Source organism: Bailinhaonella thermotolerans, from assembly GCF_003594875.1.
In the GTDB taxonomy this organism is placed as follows: domain Bacteria; phylum Actinomycetota; class Actinomycetes; order Streptosporangiales; family Streptosporangiaceae; genus Bailinhaonella; species Bailinhaonella thermotolerans.
Genome location: NZ_QZEY01000012.1, coordinates 98104 through 115628, shown reverse-complemented (window position 1 = coordinate 115628; position 17525 = coordinate 98104). Strand labels below are relative to the sequence as shown.

The 17525-nt window shown below is 72.8% G+C and carries 13 protein-coding genes; 2 read left to right on the top strand and 11 right to left on the bottom strand.

Features of this window, described 5'->3' with window-relative positions:
• Positions 1–240: 240 nt before the first annotated feature.
• The 7 genes from rny to D5H75_RS26490 form a co-directional block, all read right to left on the bottom strand.
• Positions 241–1824, bottom strand: coding sequence for a ribonuclease Y (rny, locus tag D5H75_RS26520; protein WP_119929379.1), 1584 nt, complete (start codon positions 1822–1824; stop codon positions 241–243).
• A 736-nt stretch (positions 1825–2560) separates the two neighbouring features.
• Positions 2561–3268 (bottom strand): recombination regulator RecX, encoded by a 708-nt coding sequence (gene recX / locus D5H75_RS26515; protein WP_119929267.1) that lies wholly within the window; start codon positions 3266–3268, stop codon positions 2561–2563.
• Positions 3265–4380, bottom strand: a complete 1116-nt coding sequence (gene recA / locus D5H75_RS26510) for a recombinase RecA (protein ID WP_119929266.1) — start codon at positions 4378–4380, stop codon at positions 3265–3267. The genes recX and recA overlap by 4 nt, the downstream gene beginning before the upstream one ends.
• 179 nt (positions 4381–4559) lie before the next feature.
• A complete protein-coding gene (locus D5H75_RS26505; RefSeq protein WP_119929265.1) occupies positions 4560–4754 on the bottom strand; it encodes a DUF397 domain-containing protein in 195 nt (64 codons plus the stop codon).
• Complete coding sequence (locus D5H75_RS26500; RefSeq protein ID WP_119929264.1) at positions 4667–5635, bottom strand: helix-turn-helix domain-containing protein; 969 nt, start codon at positions 5633–5635, stop codon at positions 4667–4669. Before D5H75_RS26500 ends, D5H75_RS26505 begins: the two co-directional genes overlap by 88 nt.
• Positions 5636–5819: 184 nt before the next feature.
• Complete coding sequence (locus tag D5H75_RS26495) at positions 5820–6014, bottom strand: DUF3046 domain-containing protein (protein ID WP_119929263.1); 195 nt, start codon at positions 6012–6014, stop codon at positions 5820–5822.
• Positions 6015–6270: 256 nt separating this feature from the next.
• Positions 6271–6744: a VOC family protein gene (locus D5H75_RS26490; RefSeq protein ID WP_119929262.1), complete on the bottom strand. Its 474-nt coding sequence runs from the start codon at positions 6742–6744 to the stop codon at positions 6271–6273.
• Positions 6745–7093: 349 nt separating this feature from the next.
• On the opposite strand from D5H75_RS26490, the gene D5H75_RS26485 reads away from it, so the two are divergent.
• Positions 7094–11962 (top strand): Lhr family helicase, encoded by a 4869-nt coding sequence (locus tag D5H75_RS26485; protein WP_119929261.1) that lies wholly within the window; start codon positions 7094–7096, stop codon positions 11960–11962.
• 263 nt (positions 11963–12225) lie between these two features.
• Here D5H75_RS26485 and D5H75_RS26480 read toward each other — a convergent pair whose 3' ends face one another.
• From D5H75_RS26480 to D5H75_RS26465, 4 genes are read right to left on the bottom strand one after another with little or no spacing between them, the layout of a single operon-like run.
• The gene (locus D5H75_RS26480) at positions 12226–13167 is read right to left on the bottom strand and encodes an amino acid ABC transporter permease (RefSeq protein WP_119929260.1); all 942 of its coding nucleotides are present in this window, start codon (positions 13165–13167) and stop codon (positions 12226–12228) included.
• On the bottom strand, positions 13164–13832 hold the full coding sequence (locus tag D5H75_RS26475; RefSeq protein WP_119929259.1) for an amino acid ABC transporter permease: 669 nt from the start codon (positions 13830–13832) through the stop codon (positions 13164–13166). Before D5H75_RS26475 ends, D5H75_RS26480 begins: the two co-directional genes overlap by 4 nt.
• Before the next feature lie 60 nt (positions 13833–13892).
• Entirely contained in the window at positions 13893–14759 is an 867-nt protein-coding gene (locus D5H75_RS26470; RefSeq protein ID WP_119929258.1) for a glutamate ABC transporter substrate-binding protein, read from the bottom strand.
• Positions 14760–14802: 43 nt separating this feature from the next.
• On the bottom strand, positions 14803–15582 hold the full coding sequence (locus tag D5H75_RS26465; protein WP_119929257.1) for an amino acid ABC transporter ATP-binding protein: 780 nt from the start codon (positions 15580–15582) through the stop codon (positions 14803–14805).
• A gap of 330 nt (positions 15583–15912) precedes the next feature.
• Here D5H75_RS26465 and miaB point away from each other — a divergent pair, with 330 nt between their 5' ends.
• On the top strand, positions 15913–17409 hold the full coding sequence (gene miaB / locus D5H75_RS26460; RefSeq protein WP_119929256.1) for a tRNA (N6-isopentenyl adenosine(37)-C2)-methylthiotransferase MiaB: 1497 nt from the start codon (positions 15913–15915) through the stop codon (positions 17407–17409).
• Positions 17410–17525: the final 116 nt, after the last annotated feature.

The following is a 17525-nucleotide window of genomic DNA, read 5'->3' as shown; positions in this document are numbered from 1 at the left end:
TGACCGGGCGTACGTCGAGGAGGGGGTCCCGTGGGGCGCGCGTCGGCGGGGCGGAAGGTGCCGAGGCATCGGGTTCACGGTGGCGGGCGCGATCGGAAAAGGCACGGCGGAGGCCGAGGCGAGGGGGATCGGCGCGCGGAGCCCGAACCCGCTTCCGGGCGAGGTGTCGGGCGGGACGCCGTACAAAAAGAAAGGAAGTGAGAAAAGGAAGAGATCAGTCGAATAGCCGCAAATTGGACACTATCTGGCGAATTCGGTCGCGCGGGATTCGCGGACGACGGTGATGCGGATCTGCCCGGGGTACGTCAGTTCCTCTTCGACCTGCTTGGCGACGTCGCGCGCGATCACCTGGGCCTGGATGTCGTCCACGCTGTCGGGCTTGACCATGACGCGGACCTCGCGGCCGGCCTGCATGGCGAAGACCTTCTCGACGCCCTCGTAGGAGCAGGCGATCTCCTCCAGGCGTTCGAGCCGCTTGACGTAGGCCTCCAGGGACTCGCGGCGCGCGCCGGGGCGGCTGCCGCTGATCGCGTCGGCGGCCTGGGTGAGCACCGCCTCGATCGTGCGCACCTCGACCTCGTTGTGGTGGGCCTCGATGGCATGGACGACGTCCTCGTCCTCGCCGTAGCGGCGGGCGATCTCCGCGCCGATGAGCGCGTGGCTGCCCTCGACCTCGTGGGTGAGGGCCTTGCCGATGTCGTGGAGCAGGGCGCAGCGCTTGAGCAGCATCGGGTCCAGGCGCAGCTCGCTGGCCATCATGCCGGCGATGTGGGCGGACTCGATGAGGTGGCCGAGCACGTTCTGGCCGTAGGAGGTGCGGTAGCGGAGCTGGCCCAGGAGCGTGATCAGCTCCGGGTGCATGTCCGTGATCCCCAGCTCGACCAGGGCGTCCTCGCCCGCGCGCACGCAGAGCTGCTCGACCTCGCGCTTGCTGCGCTCGTGGGCCTCCTCGATGCGCTGCGGGTGGATGCGGCCGTCGAGGACCAGCTTCTCCAGGGTCAGCCGCGCCGTCTCCCGGCGGACCGGGTCGAAGCAGGACAGCAGCACGGCCTCGGGGGTGTCGTCGATGATCAGGTTGACGCCGGTCGTGGACTCGAAGGCGCGGATGTTGCGGCCCTCGCGGCCGATGATGCGGCCCTTCATCTCGTCGCCGGGCAGGTGGAGCACGGAGACGACGGACTCGGCGGTCTGCTCGGTGGCCACCCGCTGCACGGCGAGCGTGACGATCTTGCGGGCGCGCTTCTCGCCCTCCTGGCGGGCGCTGTTCTCGATCTCGCGCACGATCAGGGCGGCCTCGCGCTTGGCCTGGTTCTCGATGGTCGCGACCAGCTCGGCCTTGGCCTGCTCGGCGGTCAGCCCGGCGGTGCGCTCCAGCACCTCCCGGCGGGCCTCCTCGATCTTGTCGGCCTCGGCGCGCCTGGCGGCCACCTCCGCGTCGGTCTCGGCGAGCTTGCGGGCGCGCTCCTCCAGCCTGCGGGCCTCCTCGTCGAGGCGGCGTTCGCGCTCGGCCAGGCGGGTCTCGCGGCGTTCCAGGTCGGCGCGCAGCTCCTTGAGCTCGTGCTTGAGGCCGCGGGACTCCTCCTCCAGCTCCCTGCGGGCGGCCTGCGCGGCGGTCTGCGCGACGCTCTCGGCCTTGCGCACGATCTCCCCGGCGTCGCTCTCGGCCTTGCTGAGGATCTCGGCGGCGGCCCGCTGCGCCTCGGCGATCTCGTCGCGCCGCCGCTGCTCCTCGCGCTGCTGGGCGGGACGGCGCACGAGCACGACGATCAACGCGACCAGGGCGGCCAGAAGTGCCACGCCCATGAGCACAACCAGGGGTTCCATGGTGCGCACCGCCCTCCTCGCGCTGACCCGACAGGACGCGAGGCGTCACACACGCAGACGCGGACCACGAACCGCCCTCGGGCGCCGCACCGCATGCCGCGGCCGGACGTCCCGGAAGACGTCAGGGCATCCGGGCCCGGACACGGACGAGCACCCGCCGCCCGGCCCCAATTTCGGGCCGAGACCTATCCCGAGCCTCGCCGGCTTCGTGGTCCCGTTCACCTCTATGGCAATCCGCACTGCGCGGAGTAACTCCTCACTGCCGTCGAGGTTAAGCGTCCGCGAGGTAACGAGCAAGCAAAGACACCACCAGCAGCCAATCCGCCCAACCCCACCCGCCGCTCCGGCGACCGCCCGTTCCCGCCGGGCCGTGACGTCCGGGCGTCACGGGAGGCTTTAACGGACGGCTGAAACCCGTCGCGGCCCGCGCCGTTACCTCTGCGCTTCCCAGGGACATGTCCCTGAACGGCCCGGAAAGCGGCCCGAAGCCCTCCGCACCCGAAATGCGCCCCGCGGGTGCCCGGTTCCCCTGATCGCGGTCGTGTGCGTCTCGTGCCCGCTTTCCGGCTTGCCGAAGGCGTGACAGAAGGCGGCCGGCCCTGCGCGCCGGTCATACATGACGAAAGTCCACCGGTCATATAGGGATATATCCGGGCGCGTGCTGATCGTCATCGCGTCGGTGAAGAGAGCCCCGCCCGCCCCGCGATTCCCCGTCGTACGGCGAGCGCGGGCCCGCTCACTCGAAGTCGGGGAGGGACTCGGTGTCGGCGCCCTCGGCCTCCAGGGCCTCGCGGACCACGCGGAAGGCCACGCCGGCGGGGTAGCCCTTGCGGGCGAGCATGCCGCCGAGGCGGCGCATGCGGACGGCCGGGTCCAGGCCGCGGGTCGCGGGGAGCCGCCGGGCCACCAGGTCGCGGGCGGTCTGGAGCTCCTGATCGGGGTCGAGCCGGTCCACCGCGTCGCGCACGGTGTCCTCGTCCACGCCGCGCTGCCGGAGCTCGGCGGCCAGGGCGCGGCGCGCGAGGCCCCGGCCCGCGTGCCGCGAGCTCACCCAGGCGGCGGAGAACGCCTGGTCGTCGATGAGGCCGACCTCGCTGAACCGCGAGAGCACGGCCTCGGCGACGTCGTCGGGCACGTCCCGCCGCCGCAGCGCCTCGGCGAGCTGCGCCCGCGTCCGCGGCGCCCCGGTCAGCAGGCGCAGGCAGATCGCCCGCGCCACGGCCTCCGGGTTCGCCGGCGGGCCCTCGTCGGCTCCCGACCCCGGAGCCGGCCCGTCAGGCCCCCGCCCGCGCCGCCGTCCCTGCCTCATCTCGCCGCCCTTCACCGTTCCGCTTCCACGCCTCACGCTCCACGCCCCGCCCGCGCCGGGACGCGACGCCACGCGAGGCCGCCGTGCGGGGAGGGGTGGGAGCGCCCCGGGGGCGCTCCCGGCGGGGTTCGTCAGACGTCGCCGGGCTTGGGGGCCGCGGCGGCGCGGGACTTGCCCCGGGCGGTGGTGAGGCTGGTGACCGGGGCGGGGGCGGCGGCCGGCGGGGGCTTCTCGTCGACGGGGACGTCGACGCGGGGACCCACGCCGAGCTTCTCCTTGATCTTCTTCTCGATCTCGTCGGCGATGTCGGGGTTGTTGCGCAGGAAGTTGCGGGCGTTCTCCTTGCCCTGGCCGAGCTGGTCGCCCTCGTAGGTGTACCAGGCGCCGGACTTGCGGACGAAGCCGTGCTCGACGCCCATGTCGATCAGGCCGCCCTCGCGGGAGATGCCCTGGCCGTACAGGATGTCGAAGTCGGCGACCTTGAACGGCGGGGCCATCTTGTTCTTGACGACCTTGACGCGGGTGCGGTTGCCGACGGGCTCGGTGCCGTCCTTCAGCGTCTCGATGCGGCGCACGTCGAGGCGGACCGAGGCGTAGAACTTCAGCGCCTTACCACCGGTCGTGGTCTCGGGCGAGCCGAACATGACGCCGATCTTCTCGCGGAGCTGGTTGATGAAGATCGCGGTCGTGCCGGTGTTGTTGAGCGCACCGGCGATCTTGCGGAGTGCCTGGGACATGAGGCGGGCCTGGAGGCCGACGTGGCTGTCGCCCATCTCGCCCTCGATCTCGGCCTTGGGCACCAGGGCGGCCACCGAGTCGATGACCAGGATGTCGATCGCGCCGGAGCGGATCAGCATGTCGGCGATCTCCAGCGCCTGCTCACCGGTGTCGGGCTGCGAGACCAGCAGCGCGTCGGTGTCGACGCCGAGCTTCTTGGCGTATTCGGGGTCGAGGGCGTGCTCGGCGTCGATGAACGCCGCGATGCCGCCGGCGCGCTGGGCGTTGGCCACGGCGTGCAGGGCGAGCGAGGTCTTACCGCTCGACTCCGGGCCGTAGACCTCGACCACGCGGCCCCGCGGCAGGCCGCCGATGCCGAGCGCCACGTCCAGCGAGATCGACCCCGTGGGGATCACGTTGATCGGCGGACGGGTGTCGTCGCCGAGGCGCATGACGGAGCCCTTGCCGAACTGCCGCTCGATCTGGGCGAGCGCGGTCTCAAGAGCCTTCTCTCGGTCGTTACCTGCCATGTTGGGGCCCCTGTCGGGTCGGATGTTGTCGTTCGGGAAGCCGGAGGGCGTGCCCCCGGATCGTCCGGGGGCCTTCCGACGGAGACAAAGCTACGAGCCGCCACCGACATTTCAAGGGCGCCGGGCGGCGACTGTGGATAACTTCCGCCACCCCTCACTCTAGCCGAACATCTGTTCGATCATGAAGTCGAACACGCGCCTCCCGCCCGTATCTTCCCGAGCAGTTCGCGCCACTGCTCGCGGGACACCTCCAGCCGGGGCCCGTCCGGCCGCTTGGAGTCCCTGATCAGCACTCCGCCTCCGCCGCGCGCGACCTCGACGCAGTTTCCCGATCCACCGCTGCGGCGACTCCTGCGCCAGGTGGCATGCTCCATTCCCCGCTCCCCCCGAACTCGCTTCCGTAGTTCCGGGCGACCGAGCGCAGCAGGGCCGTCGACTCCTCCGGGGACAGCGCCGCCGCGCTCAGCGCCTCGAATACGACGCCATACCCCCGCACCTCGGCGTCGCGCTCAAGGTAGAGCCCGCCCATCGTGTGCTCCAGGTAAACCACGTCGGCGTCCTCGGGCCGGCCGAACTCCAGGATCGAGAACGCGCCCTCCATCGCCGGGTGCGCCCCGGCGGCGAGCGGCAGCACCTGGAGCGTCACGTTGGGCAGCGCCGCCGCCTCGCACAGCCGCGCCATCTGGTTCCGCATCACCTCGGGGCCGCCGACGCACCGGTAGAGCACGGCCTCGTCGATCACCGCGGTGAGCCGCAGCGGGGGCTCGCGCGTCAGCGCCTCCTGCCGGGCCATGCGCAGCCTGGTCCGCCGCTCCTCCGTGCCCGTCTCCCCGGCGCGGTAGGCCGCCCGGAAGATCGCCTGCGCGTACGCCTCGGTCTGGAGCAGGCCGGGGATCACGTGCATCTCGAACGTCCGCACGGACTCGGCCTCGGCCTCCAGCCCGACGTACACCTCGAACCACGGCGGCAGCACGTCGCTGAAGACGTGCCACCATCCCCGCTGCCGGGACTCGCGGGCCACGCCCACCAGCCCCTCGCGCACGCCGTCGTCGCGCACGTCGTACAGGTCCAGCAGGTCCTGCACGTCGCGGGGGTGGACGCGGACGCGCCCCGTCTCCATCCGGCTGACCTTCGACGCGGACCATTCCAGTCGTTCGCCGACCTCTTCGCAGGTCAGACCGGCCGCTTCCCGCAACCGGCGCAGCTCGATGCCGAGCCTCCTGCGTCGTACCGTCGGGGAGGGACCGACGGTCATTGTGTCCACCTCCCGAGCCCGCTCACGGGGCGACATACGCGGACATATGGTGAACCCTGCCGCCGCTTGGGTGACCTGCGGTGATAGGGGTCCGGCAGGGGGTTCAATCCTGTCGTACCACCCCGAGCCCCAGCATTCCACCGAGATCGTCGGCTACCCCGCGTCACCGGGCCGAACCGGCGTCTCAGCGCAGCTTCGCGGGCACGTCGGCGACCTCGCAGACCGCCCGCCAGACCTCCTTGGCCGACACCCCGTCAGCGAGGGCCTGCTCCACCGTGCGGTACCCGAGCGGAGCGATCACGAAGTCCTTCGCCCACGATTCGGCGTATCCGGCGCCGAACTGGCGGTTCATCCGATTCCAGAACTCCGTGAGACGCATGCCCCCAGTATCGCCCCTCCCGCCCCGCCGGGTGCGCAAGCCGCCCGACTTCCCCGCCGTCCCGCCCCCGCTCATGCCGTACGGTCCGCTCATGCCGTACGGCCGGGCGGGGTGATCCGGGAACAGCGCACCCGGCGGGCGGGAACGCCGCGAAACGCCGCGGCCTGACTCCCGGAGAGGCGCGGACCGGGCGGAACGCCCGGAAGGGGCGGGCTGACGCGGGGCGCGGACGGGGGGAGGGCGGGCGGGGGACCGGTCAGCGGCGGTGGGGGGACTCCGCCTCGGCCGGGGGCGCGGCCGTGAGCTCCAGCGGGGTGCCGTCGGGGTCGGCGAAGCGGAGGGAGACGCCGTTCTCCTGGTGATACGGCACCCGGGCCTCGTCGAGGCGCCCGCGCAGCCGGGACCACCGCTCCGGGGGGACGCGGATCGCGATGTGGTGGAGGCCGCCCAGGACCTCGCGGTAGGCGGGCAGGGCCAGCCCGGGGAAGTCGGCGAACGCGAGCAGGTCGCCGTCGCCCACGTCGAAGAGGACGCGGCTGGACCCCTCGTGGCCGGGGTTCTCGGCGACCGTCGTCAGGGGGAACTCCAGGACGTCCTGGTAGAACCGGATGGTCCGCTCCACATCGCCCGAGATCAGCGTGACGTGGTGCACCCCGCACCCGGACGTGCCGTGCCGCACCTCCCTCAGGTGCCGCCGCCGGATCTCGCGCCGTTCGTCCTCGGTGGTCATGTGCGCTCCCGCGAGCCGATCAACCGCCGGATACCGCAGCGGGAGACCGGGTGCCGGAGCCGCCCCGCGCGAGGAGGGGAGCGCCACGTGGCCCGGGGCGGGCCCGGGCGGGACCCGCGGTGCCTCGTGGCGCCCCCACCCGTTCGGCGGGCGGCCGGGCCTGCCGGGGGACCCGCCGCCGCGCCGGGCCGGGTGCCTCGCGCGTCGTGGAGGGCGTTCTCGGCTCCTCCGGGATGCCTGCTCCCCGATCCCCCGTATCTCCGAGATTCGAAGCCGCCGCCGGGCCTGTCAAGGGCGCGGCGGGGGCGGCCGGCACGCTTTTGTCGGTGAGGGTGTGCAAACTGGGGGGATGAGCAGCTCGGCGCTCGACCGTTTCTCGCCGGTGACCAGGGAGTGGTTCACCGCGTCCTTCGCCGCGCCCACCCCGGCGCAGGAGGGCGCGTGGGACTCCATCGCCCGCGGCGAGCACACCCTGGTCGTCGCGCCCACCGGCTCGGGCAAGACCCTGGCCGCCTTCCTGTGGTCGCTCGACCGCCTGGCCTTCCCGCCCGCGGGCCCCGGCCCGTCCCCCGCCGGCGCGACGCCGGCCGGGGCCCTGGGCGCGAGCCGTACGGCCGGGGCGGCGGCGGACAAGACGCCGGGCAAGACGCCGGGCAAGGCGGGCAAGACGGAGAAAGCGGGCAAAGCGGAGAGGGCGGGCAAGGCGGCGGACGCCGCCCGGCGGTGCAAGGTCGTCTACGTCTCGCCGATGAAGGCGCTGGCCGTGGACGTGGAGCGCAACCTGCGCGCCCCGCTGGCGGGCCTGCGGCACACCGCGCGGCGGCTCGGCCTGCCGGAGCCGGAGATCACCGTGGCGGTGCGGTCGGGCGACACCCCGGCCGAGGAGCGGCGCAGGTTCGCCGCGAAGCCTTCCGACATCCTGATCACCACGCCCGAGTCGCTGTTCCTGCTGCTCACCTCGCAGGCGCGTGAGGCGCTGCGCGGCGTGGAGACCGTGATCGTCGACGAGGTCCACGCGGTCGCGGGCTCCAAGCGCGGCTCCCACCTGGCGCTGACGCTGGAGCGGCTGGACGCCCTGCTCGACCGGCCCGCCCAGCGGGTGGGCCTGTCGGCGACGGTGCGGCCGGTGGCGGAGGTGGCGGCGTTCCTCGGCGGCAGCCGCCCGGCGAGCGTGGTGCAGCCCCCGTCGAGCAAGCGCATCGAGGTCGAGGTCGTCGTCCCGGTCGAGGACATGACCGAGCTGGCCCCGCCCCCGCCCGGCGAGGTGGCTGGCCCCGCGGAGCACCGGCGGAGCATCTGGCCGCACGTCGAGGAGCACCTGCTCGACCTGATCGAGGCGCACCGCTCCACGATCGTGTTCGCCAACTCGCGGCGGCTGGCCGAGCGGCTGTGCACCCGGCTCAACGAGCTCCACCACGAGAGACGGCACGGCGAGGCGCTGCCCGAGGGCGTGCCCGCCGAGCTGATGGCGCAGGCGGGCGCGGCGCGCGGCGCGGTCCCCGAGGTCGTGCGGGCGCACCACGGGTCGGTGTCGAAGGAGGAGCGCGCCCAGATCGAGGAGGCGCTCAAGTCGGGGCGGCTGCCCGCGGTGGTGGCGACGTCGAGCCTGGAGCTGGGCATCGACATGGGCGCGGTGGACCTGGTGGTGTGCGTGGAGGCCCCGCCGAGCGTGGCCAGCGGGCTCCAGCGCATCGGCCGGGCCGGGCACCAGGTGGGCGCGGTGTCCAAGGGCGTGATCTTCCCCAAGTTCCGCGGCGACCTGGTGCGGACGGCGCTGGTGGCCGAGCGCATGAGCGGCGGCGAGATCGAGGAGATCCGCTACCCCCGCAACCCGCTCGACGTGCTGGCGCAGCAGATCGTGGCCATGGTCGCGATGGACGACTGGACCGTGGACGACCTGGAGGAGCTGGTCAAGCGCTCCGCGACCTACTCCACCTTGCCGCGGAGCGCGCTGGAGGCGACGCTCGACATGCTCGCCGGGCGCTACCCGAGCGAGGAGTTCGCCGAGCTGCGGCCGCGCCTGGTCTGGGACCGGGTGACGGGCGTGCTGCGCGGGCGGCCGGGCGCGCAGCGGCTGGCCGTGACCAGCGGCGGCACCATCCCCGACCGGGGGCTGTTCGGCGTGTTCCTGGTCGGCGAGAAGGCGTCCAGGGTGGGCGAGCTCGACGAGGAGATGGTCTACGAGTCCCGCGTCGGCGACGTGTTCGTGCTGGGCGCGACCTCGTGGCGCATCGAGGACATCACCGCCGACCGCGTGCTGGTGTCCCCGGCCGCGGGCCAGCCGGGCAAGCTGCCGTTCTGGCACGGCGACACGGCGGGCCGCCCGGCCGAGCTGGGCCGCGCCCTCGGGGCCTTCCTGCGCGAGCTGGCCGCGCTCGACCCGGCCGAGGCCGTCGCCCGGGTGCGCCGCGCGGGCCTGGACGACCACGCCGCCGCCAACCTCGTGTCCTACCTCGCCGAGCAGCGCGAGGCCACCGGGCACGTGCCGGACGACCGCACCCTCCTGGTCGAGCGGTTCCGCGACGAGCTGGGCGACTGGCGGGTCGTGGTGCACTCGCCGTACGGCGCGCGCGTGCACGCGCCGTGGGCGCTGGCGATCGCGCGCAGGCTGCGGGAGCGGCACGGGTTCGACGTGCAGGCGATCCACTCCGACGACGGCATCGTGCTGCGCGTCCCCGACACCTACGCCGAGGGCGGGGAGGCCGCGCCGCCGTCCGGGATCGCCCTGTTCGACCCCGACGAGATCGAGCGGATCGTGACCGAGGAACTGGGCGGGTCGGCGCTGTTCGCGGCCCGGTTCCGGGAGTGCGCCGGACGGGCGCTGCTGCTTCCCCGCCGCTCGCCCGGGCGGCGCACCCCGCTCTGGCAGCAGCGGCAGCGCGCCGCCCACCTGCTGTCGGTGGCCGGGGACTACCCGTCGTTCCCGGTGGTCCTGGAGACGATGCGCGAATGCCTCCAGGACGTCTTCGACGTGCCGGAGCTGGTGCGGCTCATGCGCGACCTGGCCGCGCGCGAGGTGCGGCTGGTCGAGGTGGAGACCGCGGCGGCCTCGCCGTTCGCGGCGTCGCTGCTCTTCGACTACGTCGGCGCGTTCATGTACGAAGGCGACGCCCCGCTGGCCGAGCGCCGGGCGCAGGCGCTCGCGCTCGACACGTCCCTGCTGGCCGAGCTGCTGGGCCAGGCCGACCTGCGCGAGCTGCTCGACCCCGACGTGGTCGTCACCGCCGAGATGGAGCTGGGCCGCTTCGACCGGCCGCCGCGCGACGAGGAGGACCTGGCCGACCTGCTGCGCTCCCACGGCCCCCTGCCCACGTCGGCCCTGGTCGAGCGGGGGGCGCGGCCCCGGTGGCTGGCGTCGCTGGAGGAGGCCCGCCGGGCGATCCGGGTCCGGGTGGCGGGCGAGGAGCAGTGGGCGGCGATCGAGGACGCCGCGCGCCTCCGCGACGCCCTGGGCACCCCCCTGCCGGTCGGCGTCCCCGGCGTCTTCATGGAGCCCGTGGCCGACCCGCTGGGCGATCTGCTGTCCCGGCACGCCCGCACCCACGGCCCGTTCGCCGCGAGCGCCGCCGCCGCCCGCCTGGGCCTGGGCGTCGCCGTGGTCACCGACACCCTGCGCCGGCTGGCCGGGGCGGGGCGGGTCGTGGCGGGGGAGTTCCGGCCGGGCGGCCGGGGCGAGGAGTGGTGCGACGCCGAGGTCCTGCGCATGCTCCGCCGCCGTTCCCTGGCCCGGCTCCGCCGCGAGGTCGAGGCGGTCCCCGTCGAGGCCCTGGCGGCGTTCACCCCCGCCTGGCACGGCATCGCCGGCCACGCGAGCCCGCCGAGCCCCGACCCCTACGGCCCGCTCCCCGGCACCGCGCAGCGCCTCCGCGGCGCCGCCCCCGCCGACCCCTGGGCCACCGGCGGCGAGCCGGGCGGCCCACCGCGGGAGCTCGCCGGGGCCTCCGGCCACGACGCGGGGCGTGGCCCGGCCGGCGCCTGGGGCGGCCGGGCCGGGTCGCGGGCGGCGGCCATGGACGCGCTGGTGGCGGCGGTCGAGCAGCTCCAGGGCGCGGCGGTCCCCGCCTCGGCGCTGGAGACGCTGGTGCTCCCCGCGCGGGTGCCGGGCTACGCGCCGGAGCTGCTGGACGAGCTGACGGCCTCGGGCGACGTGATCTGGGCGGGGCAGGGCGCGCTGCCCGGCAACGACGGGTGGGTGGCGCTCTACTTCGCCGACACCGCCCCGCTGCTGATCCCCGAACCCGCCGGCATCACGATGACGCCGCTGCACGATCAGGTGCTCGACGCGCTGGCCGGGGGAGGGGCGCTGTTCTTCCGGGGCCTGTCCGAACGCCTCGGCTCCCTCGACGACCCGGCCCTCATCGCCGCCGTGTGGGACCTGGTGTGGGCGGGCCGGATCTCCGGCGACACGCTCGCCCCGCTGCGCGCCCTGCTCGGCGCGGGCCGCACCGCCCACCGCGCGCCCACCACGCGCCGCCGCCGCGCGGTGCTCCCGTCCCGCAGCGGCCCGCCCACCGTGGCCGGCCGCTGGTGGCTGCTCCCCTCCGCCGAGGGCGAGCCCGCGCGCCGCGCCCAGGCCCAGACCGAGGTCCTGCTCGACCGCCACGGCGTCCTCACCAGGGGCGCGGTCGCCGCCGAGCGGGTCGCCGGCGGCTTCTCGGCGGTCTACCCGGTCCTGCGCGCCTACGAGGAGACGGGCCGCTGCCGCCGCGGCTACTTCGTCGAGAGCCTGGGGGGCGCTCAGTTCGCCCTGGCCGGAGCGGTGGACCGGCTCCGCGCCACCGCCACCACGTTGCGCGAGCGCAGGACCGACTCCCCGGACGACGCCCCGTGGTCCGCCCGCCGCCCCGAGACGTCCCCCAGGGCCGTGGTCCTGGCGGCGGCCGACCCCGCCAACCCCTACGGCGCGGCCCTCCCGTGGCCCGACCGCGGGGGAGACGCGACCCACAAGCCCGGGAGGAAGGCGGGCGCCCTGGTGGTCCTGGTGGACGGCGCCCTGGTCCTCTACGTCGAACGCGGCGGCAAGACCCTCCTGTCCTTCACCGACCGCCACCTCCAGCCGGCGGTGGACGCCCTGGCCCTGGCCGTCCGCGAGGGCGCCCTCGGCAAGCTCACGGTCGAACGCGCCGACGGGGCCCCCATCACGGGCTCCCCCCTGGCCCACGCCCTGGAGGCCGCCGGCTTCCACCCCACTCCCAAGGGCCTCCGCCTCCGCGCCTGACCCCCTCTGCCGTACCACCTCGCCGTACGCCCCCGCTGCCGTACGGCGGGCCCGCGCCGCCATGCCGTACGGCGCGCGCGCCCGGCCGCGCACCTGCCGTACGGGGCGGGTGCGGCGGGAGGTCAGCGCCCGCCGTACGGCGCGGGGCGGGCGGGGGCGGGGGCGGGAAGGAAGGGGCGGGGCGGACATGGAAGAGCCGCCCTGAGGGCTTCGCGCGGCCTCAGAGCGGCTCTGCTCAAGGGGGCCCGAGGGGCCGGGGACCGCTACTTCTCGGTGCGATCCGTCATCTGCTGCTCCTGCATGCCCGGAGCCGGGGGCGCGAGGGCCGGGCCGAGGGTGGCCGCCGAGGACTTGCGGCTGCGGCGGCTGCGCTTCTCGAACCAGGTCGCCAGGTAGCTCAGCGCCATGTTGATGATGATGAAGAGGATGGCGACGACGATCGCGGCCGGGATCAGGTTGCCGAAGTTGGCGTCGAGCTCGCGCACCCCGCTGGTGACCAGCTCGGGGTAGGCGATGATCGTGCCGAGCGCGGTGTCCTTGAGCAGGACCACGAGCTGGCTCACGATCGCCGGCATCATCGCGGTGACCGCCTGCGGCAGCAGGATCATGCGCATGACCTGGCTCTTGCGCAGGCCGATGCCGAACGCCGCCTCGCTCTGGCCGCGCGGGACCGAGCGGATGCCGGCGCGGACGATCTCCGCGAGCACCGATCCGTTGTAGAGCACCAGGCCGAACACGACCGCCTGGAACGACAGCACCGTGATGCCGAGCACGGCGGAGGCGCCGTACTGCGCGAAGAACATCAGGTGCAGCAGCGGGACGGCGCGGAAGAACTCCACGACCGCGCCGGCGGGCAGGCGGATCCACGCGTGGTCGGACAGCCGGGCGATGCCGAAGACCGCGCCGAAGACGAGCGCGAGGACGGCGGCGACCCCGGCCGCGCTGAGCGTGTTGACCATGCCCGGGAGGATGAACGTGGTCCACGTGCTCGGGTCGGTGAACGGCTTCCACTTCTCCGGAGCGAGCTGCCCCTTCTCGCCCATGTTGACCACGACGAAGTAGGCCACGCCGAGCAGGATCAGCGAGAAGACGACCGTGAGGACGACGTTGCGCCGCCGCGCGATCGGCCCGGGGGCGTCGTACAGGACCGACGCCTGCCGGGCGGGGGCGCTCTTGCGCCGCTGCGCCGTGGACACCGCGCTCATCGGACCACCGCCAGTCGCTTGGCCAGCCAGCCGAAGAACAGGCCGGTCGGCAGGGTCAGGATCAGGAAGCCGATCGCGAAGCCGATGAAGATCGGGATCACCGAGTCGCCTTCGAGCTCGAAGAGGTTCTTCATGAGCAGCGCCGTCTCACCGACGCCGATCGCCGCGGCGACCGTCGTGTTCTTGGTCAGCGCGATCAGGATGCTGCCCAGCGGCGCGATGACCGCGCGCAGCGCCTGCGGGAGGATGATCAGCCGCAGGTTCTGCATGAACGTCAGGCCGATCGCCCGCGCGGCCTCGGCCTGGCCCATCGGCACGGTGTTGATGCCCGAGCGGAGCGCCTCGCAGACGAACGACGCGTGGTAGAGCGACAGCGCGATGATCGCCAGCCAGAAGTCCTGGACCGACAGGTCGTCGGAGAACTTCAGGCTCATGACGGTGCCGAGCCCCAGCCCGGAGAAGAGCATGATGAGCGTCAGCGGGCTGTTCCGGACGCCGTTCACGTAGGCGGTGCCCACGGCGCGCAGGACGGGGAGGGGACTCACCCGCATGGCGACGAGCACGATACCCAGGATCAGGGAGATGACCGCGCTGATCGCGGTGAGCTTGATGGTGAGCCAGAACGCGTCCAGGATCGCCGGAAGGTTCTCGATCACAGCGTCCATGTGACCTCCAGGAAGAACACGGAGGAGGGCGGGCCGGAGCGGCCCGCCCTCACCGGACGATCAGTACTTCTCAACCGTCGGCGGGTTCGGGAAGTTCTTCGCGAACTCGCCGAAGTTGGCCTCGATGGCCTTCTTCCAGCTACCGTCCTGGAACATCTTCTCGATGGCCTTGTTGATCGCGTCGCGACCGGCCTTGTCCTCGAGCTTGATGCCGATGCCGTACTTCTCCTCGGAGAACGGCTTGCCGACCAGCTTGAACTTGCCGGGGAACTGGGTGCCGTAGCCGGCGAGGATGGAGGCGTCGGTCGAGATCGCGTCCACCGTCTTGTTCTCCAGCAGCGGCACGCAGCCGCCGTATCCCTGGACCTGCTTGAGGTTCTTGGACGCCCAGGAGGCGCCGAACTTCTCGGCCAGGCGCTGCGGGGAGGCGGAGCCCTGCGAGCCGCAGACCTTCTTGTTCTTCAGCGACTCGACGTCGGTGATGGAGTTGTCGTCGGCGCGGACGAGGATGTCCTGACCGGTGATGAAGTACGGCCCGGCGAAGGACACCTCCTTCTTCCGCTTGTCGGTGATGGAGTAGGTGGCGACGACCATGTCCACCTGGCCCTGCTTGATGAAGGCCTCACGGTTGGCCGACTGGGCCTCCTTGAACTCGACGCCGCTCTCGGGGACGCCCAGCTCCTTGGCGACGTACTTGGCGACGTCGACGTCGAAGCCGGCGAAGGAGCCGTCCGGCTTGCGCAGGCCCAGGCCGGGCTGGTCGATCTTGATGCCGATGACCAGCTTCTTGCTCTCCTTGGCCTTGTCGACGATGCCCTTGGCGGCACCGCCGCCGCTCCCGGCGCCGCCGCCCTGGCCACAAGCCGCCAGCCCCATGGTGAGGGCGGCGGCCGCGGCCAGCGCCGCGCCGATTCGACGTACTCGCATTCCTTCTACCTCTTCCTAGGCAGTCCCCGGGGGGTCCCAGCGATCAGTGGGTGAGGATCTTGGACAGGAAGTCCTTGGCCCGGTCCGTCCGGGCGTTCGTGAAGAACTCATCGGGGGTGTTCTCCTCGACGATCTGACCGTCGGCCATGAACACCACCCGGTTGGCGGCGCGCCGGGCGAATCCCATCTCGTGGGTGACGACCATCATCGTCATGCCCTCCTGCGCGAGCTCGATCATGACATCGAGCACTTCCTGCACCATCTCAGGGTCCAGGGCGGAGGTCGGCTCGTCAAAGAGGATCATCTTGGGATTCATCGCCAGCGCGCGGGCGATCGCGGCCCGCTGCTGCTGGCCGCCCGAGAGCTGCGCGGGGTACTTCTGCGCCTGGGAGGCGATGCCGACCCGGTCGAGGAGTTCCAGCGCCCGCTTCTCGGCGTCCTCACGCGCGACCCCGCGGACCTTGATCGGGCCCAGGGTGACGTTCTCCATGATCGTCTTGTGCGCGAACAGGTTGAACGACTGGAAGACCATGCCCACGTCGGAACGGAGCCTGGCCAGCGCGCGCCCCTCCTCGGGCAGGGGGCGCCCGTCGAAGAGGATGCGGCCTTCGTCGATCGTCTCCAGCCGGTTGATCGCGCGGCACAGGGTGGACTTGCCACCGCCCGATGGGCCGATGACGACCACGACCTCGCCGCGGTCGATGTTGAGGTTGATGTCCCTCAGCACGTGCAGTGAGCCGAAGTGCTTCTGCACGCCTTCGAGTACGACAAGAGGGCCAGCTTCAGATGTGGCCCCGTTGCCAGGATTGCCGGTCTCCGCCATGGTGGCAAAGCGTAGGGGACCAAAGACAAAAGTCAGCTCACCGCCGGGTACCGATCGGATCACGGCGTGTCGCTCCACTACCTCCTCTTATCGAGAAGTTATCCGAGCCTTTCCGGGCCGCCCGGTATCTTTGCCACTGATCTTCGCGGACTTGGCGTGCCTCTTACCGTCTCGTGTTCGGATCGTGGTCCATGTTCTGCTTTGATCCGCTTTCCCCCTTGAGTACGGCGGAGTGGCGGCTTCGGCCGGTACGGCATCGCCCGCCGGGCGTACGGCTCACGCCCGCGGCGTACGGCCCGCGCCCCCGGAACGCGTACGCTTGACGGCGAGATGACTGTGACCCCGGAGCGCGCCCGCACGTACGAAGTCCGTACCTACGGGTGCCAGATGAACGTGCACGACTCCGAGCGGCTCTCCGGTCTGCTGGAGGGCGCCGGATACGTCCGCGCGGACGGCGACCAGACGCCCGACGTGGTCGTGTTCAACACGTGCGCCGTGCGTGAGAACGCCGACAACCGCCTCTACGGCAACCTCGGGCACCTGCGCCCGGCCAAGGTCGCCAACCCCGGCATGCAGATCGCCGTGGGCGGCTGCCTGGCGCAGAAGGACCGCGGCGAGATCGTCAAGCGGGCCCCCTGGGTGGACGTGGTGTTCGGCACCCACAACATCGGCTCGCTGCCGGTGCTGCTGGAGCGCGCCCGCGTCCAGGCCGAGGCGCAGGTGGAGATCGAGGAGTCGCTGAGCGTCTTCCCGTCCACGCTGCCGACGCGCCGCGAGTCGCCGTACGCCGCCTGGGTGTCGGTCTCGGTGGGCTGCAACAACACCTGCACCTTCTGCATCGTGCCGTCGCTGCGCGGCAAGGAGAAGGACCGCCGCCCCGGCGAGGTGCTGGCCGAGGTCGAGGCGCTGGTCGCCGAGGGCGTGCTGGAGGTCACCCTCCTCGGGCAGAACGTCAACTCCTACGGCGTGGAGTTCGGCGACCGCCAGGCGTTCTCCAAGCTGCTGCGCGCGTGCGGGGGAGTCGAGGGGCTGGAGCGGGTGCGCTTCACCTCGCCGCACCCGCGCGACTTCACCGACGACGTGATCGCGGCCATGGCCGAGACGCCCAACGTCATGCACCAGCTCCACATGCCGCTGCAGTCCGGCTCGGACCGGGTGCTCAAGGCGATGCGGCGCTCCTACCGGGCCGAGAAGTACCTCGGCATCATCTCCCGCGTGCGCGAGGCGATGCCCGACGCCGCGATCTCCACCGACATCATCGTGGGCTTCCCCGGCGAGACCGAGGAGGACTTCCAGGCGACGCTGGACGTCGTGCGGGAGTCGCGGTTCGCCAACGCCTTCACGTTCCAGTACTCCAAGCGCCCCGGCACCCCCGCCGCCGAGATGGACGGCCAGGTGCCCAAGGAGGTCGTGCAGGAGCGCTACGAACGCCTCGTCGCGCTCCAGGAGGAGATCTCCTGGGCCGAGAACCGCGCCCAGGTCGGCCGCACCGTCGAGGTGCTGGTCGCCGAGGGCGAGGGCCGCAAGGACGACGCGACGCGCCGGCTGTCCGGCCGCGCGCCCGACAACCGCCTCGTGCACTTCTCCCACGGCGACGAGGTGCCGCGCCCCGGCGACATGGCCACCGTCCAGATCACCTACGCCGCCCCGCACCACCTGGTCGCCGACGGCGCGGTGACCGTGCGCCGCACGCGCGCGGGCGACGCGTGGGAGGCGCGCCAGGGCAAGGCCGCCGCGCCGGCCCCCGGTGTGCTCCTCGGGATGCCCTCGATCGGCCGCCCGGCCCCCCTGCCCGAGGCCGCGCCCGCGTGCGGCTCCCACTCCTGACCCGCCTCGCCCCCTCCTGACCCGCCTCGCCCCGGCGCGTCCCGTCTCCAACCGCCCGACCGGGCACCACTGATCCCGTACGGCCGCCGGCCGTACGGGATTCGTTTTGCGCCCGA

Coding starts and splice junctions, on each gene's coding strand:
- recA (WP_119929266.1), bottom strand. CDS start 4,380: ATGGCAGGTAACGACCGAGAGAAGGCTCTTGAGACCGCGCTCGCCCAG.
- D5H75_RS26490 (WP_119929262.1), bottom strand. CDS start 6,744: ATGACCACCGAGGACGAACGGCGCGAGATCCGGCGGCGGCACCTGAGG.
- D5H75_RS26485 (WP_119929261.1), top strand. CDS start 7,094: ATGAGCAGCTCGGCGCTCGACCGTTTCTCGCCGGTGACCAGGGAGTGG.
- D5H75_RS26475 (WP_119929259.1), bottom strand. CDS start 13,832: ATGGACGCTGTGATCGAGAACCTTCCGGCGATCCTGGACGCGTTCTGG.
- rny (WP_119929379.1), bottom strand. CDS start 1,824: ATGGAACCCCTGGTTGTGCTCATGGGCGTGGCACTTCTGGCCGCCCTG.
- D5H75_RS26495 (WP_119929263.1), bottom strand. CDS start 6,014: ATGCGTCTCACGGAGTTCTGGAATCGGATGAACCGCCAGTTCGGCGCC.
- D5H75_RS26470 (WP_119929258.1), bottom strand. CDS start 14,759: ATGCGAGTACGTCGAATCGGCGCGGCGCTGGCCGCGGCCGCCGCCCTC.
- D5H75_RS26465 (WP_119929257.1), bottom strand. CDS start 15,582: ATGGCGGAGACCGGCAATCCTGGCAACGGGGCCACATCTGAAGCTGGC.
- D5H75_RS26480 (WP_119929260.1), bottom strand. CDS start 13,167: ATGAGCGCGGTGTCCACGGCGCAGCGGCGCAAGAGCGCCCCCGCCCGG.
- D5H75_RS26500 (WP_119929264.1), bottom strand. CDS start 5,635: ATGACCGTCGGTCCCTCCCCGACGGTACGACGCAGGAGGCTCGGCATC.
- miaB (WP_119929256.1), top strand. CDS start 15,913: ATGACTGTGACCCCGGAGCGCGCCCGCACGTACGAAGTCCGTACCTAC.
- D5H75_RS26505 (WP_119929265.1), bottom strand. CDS start 4,754: ATGGAGCATGCCACCTGGCGCAGGAGTCGCCGCAGCGGTGGATCGGGA.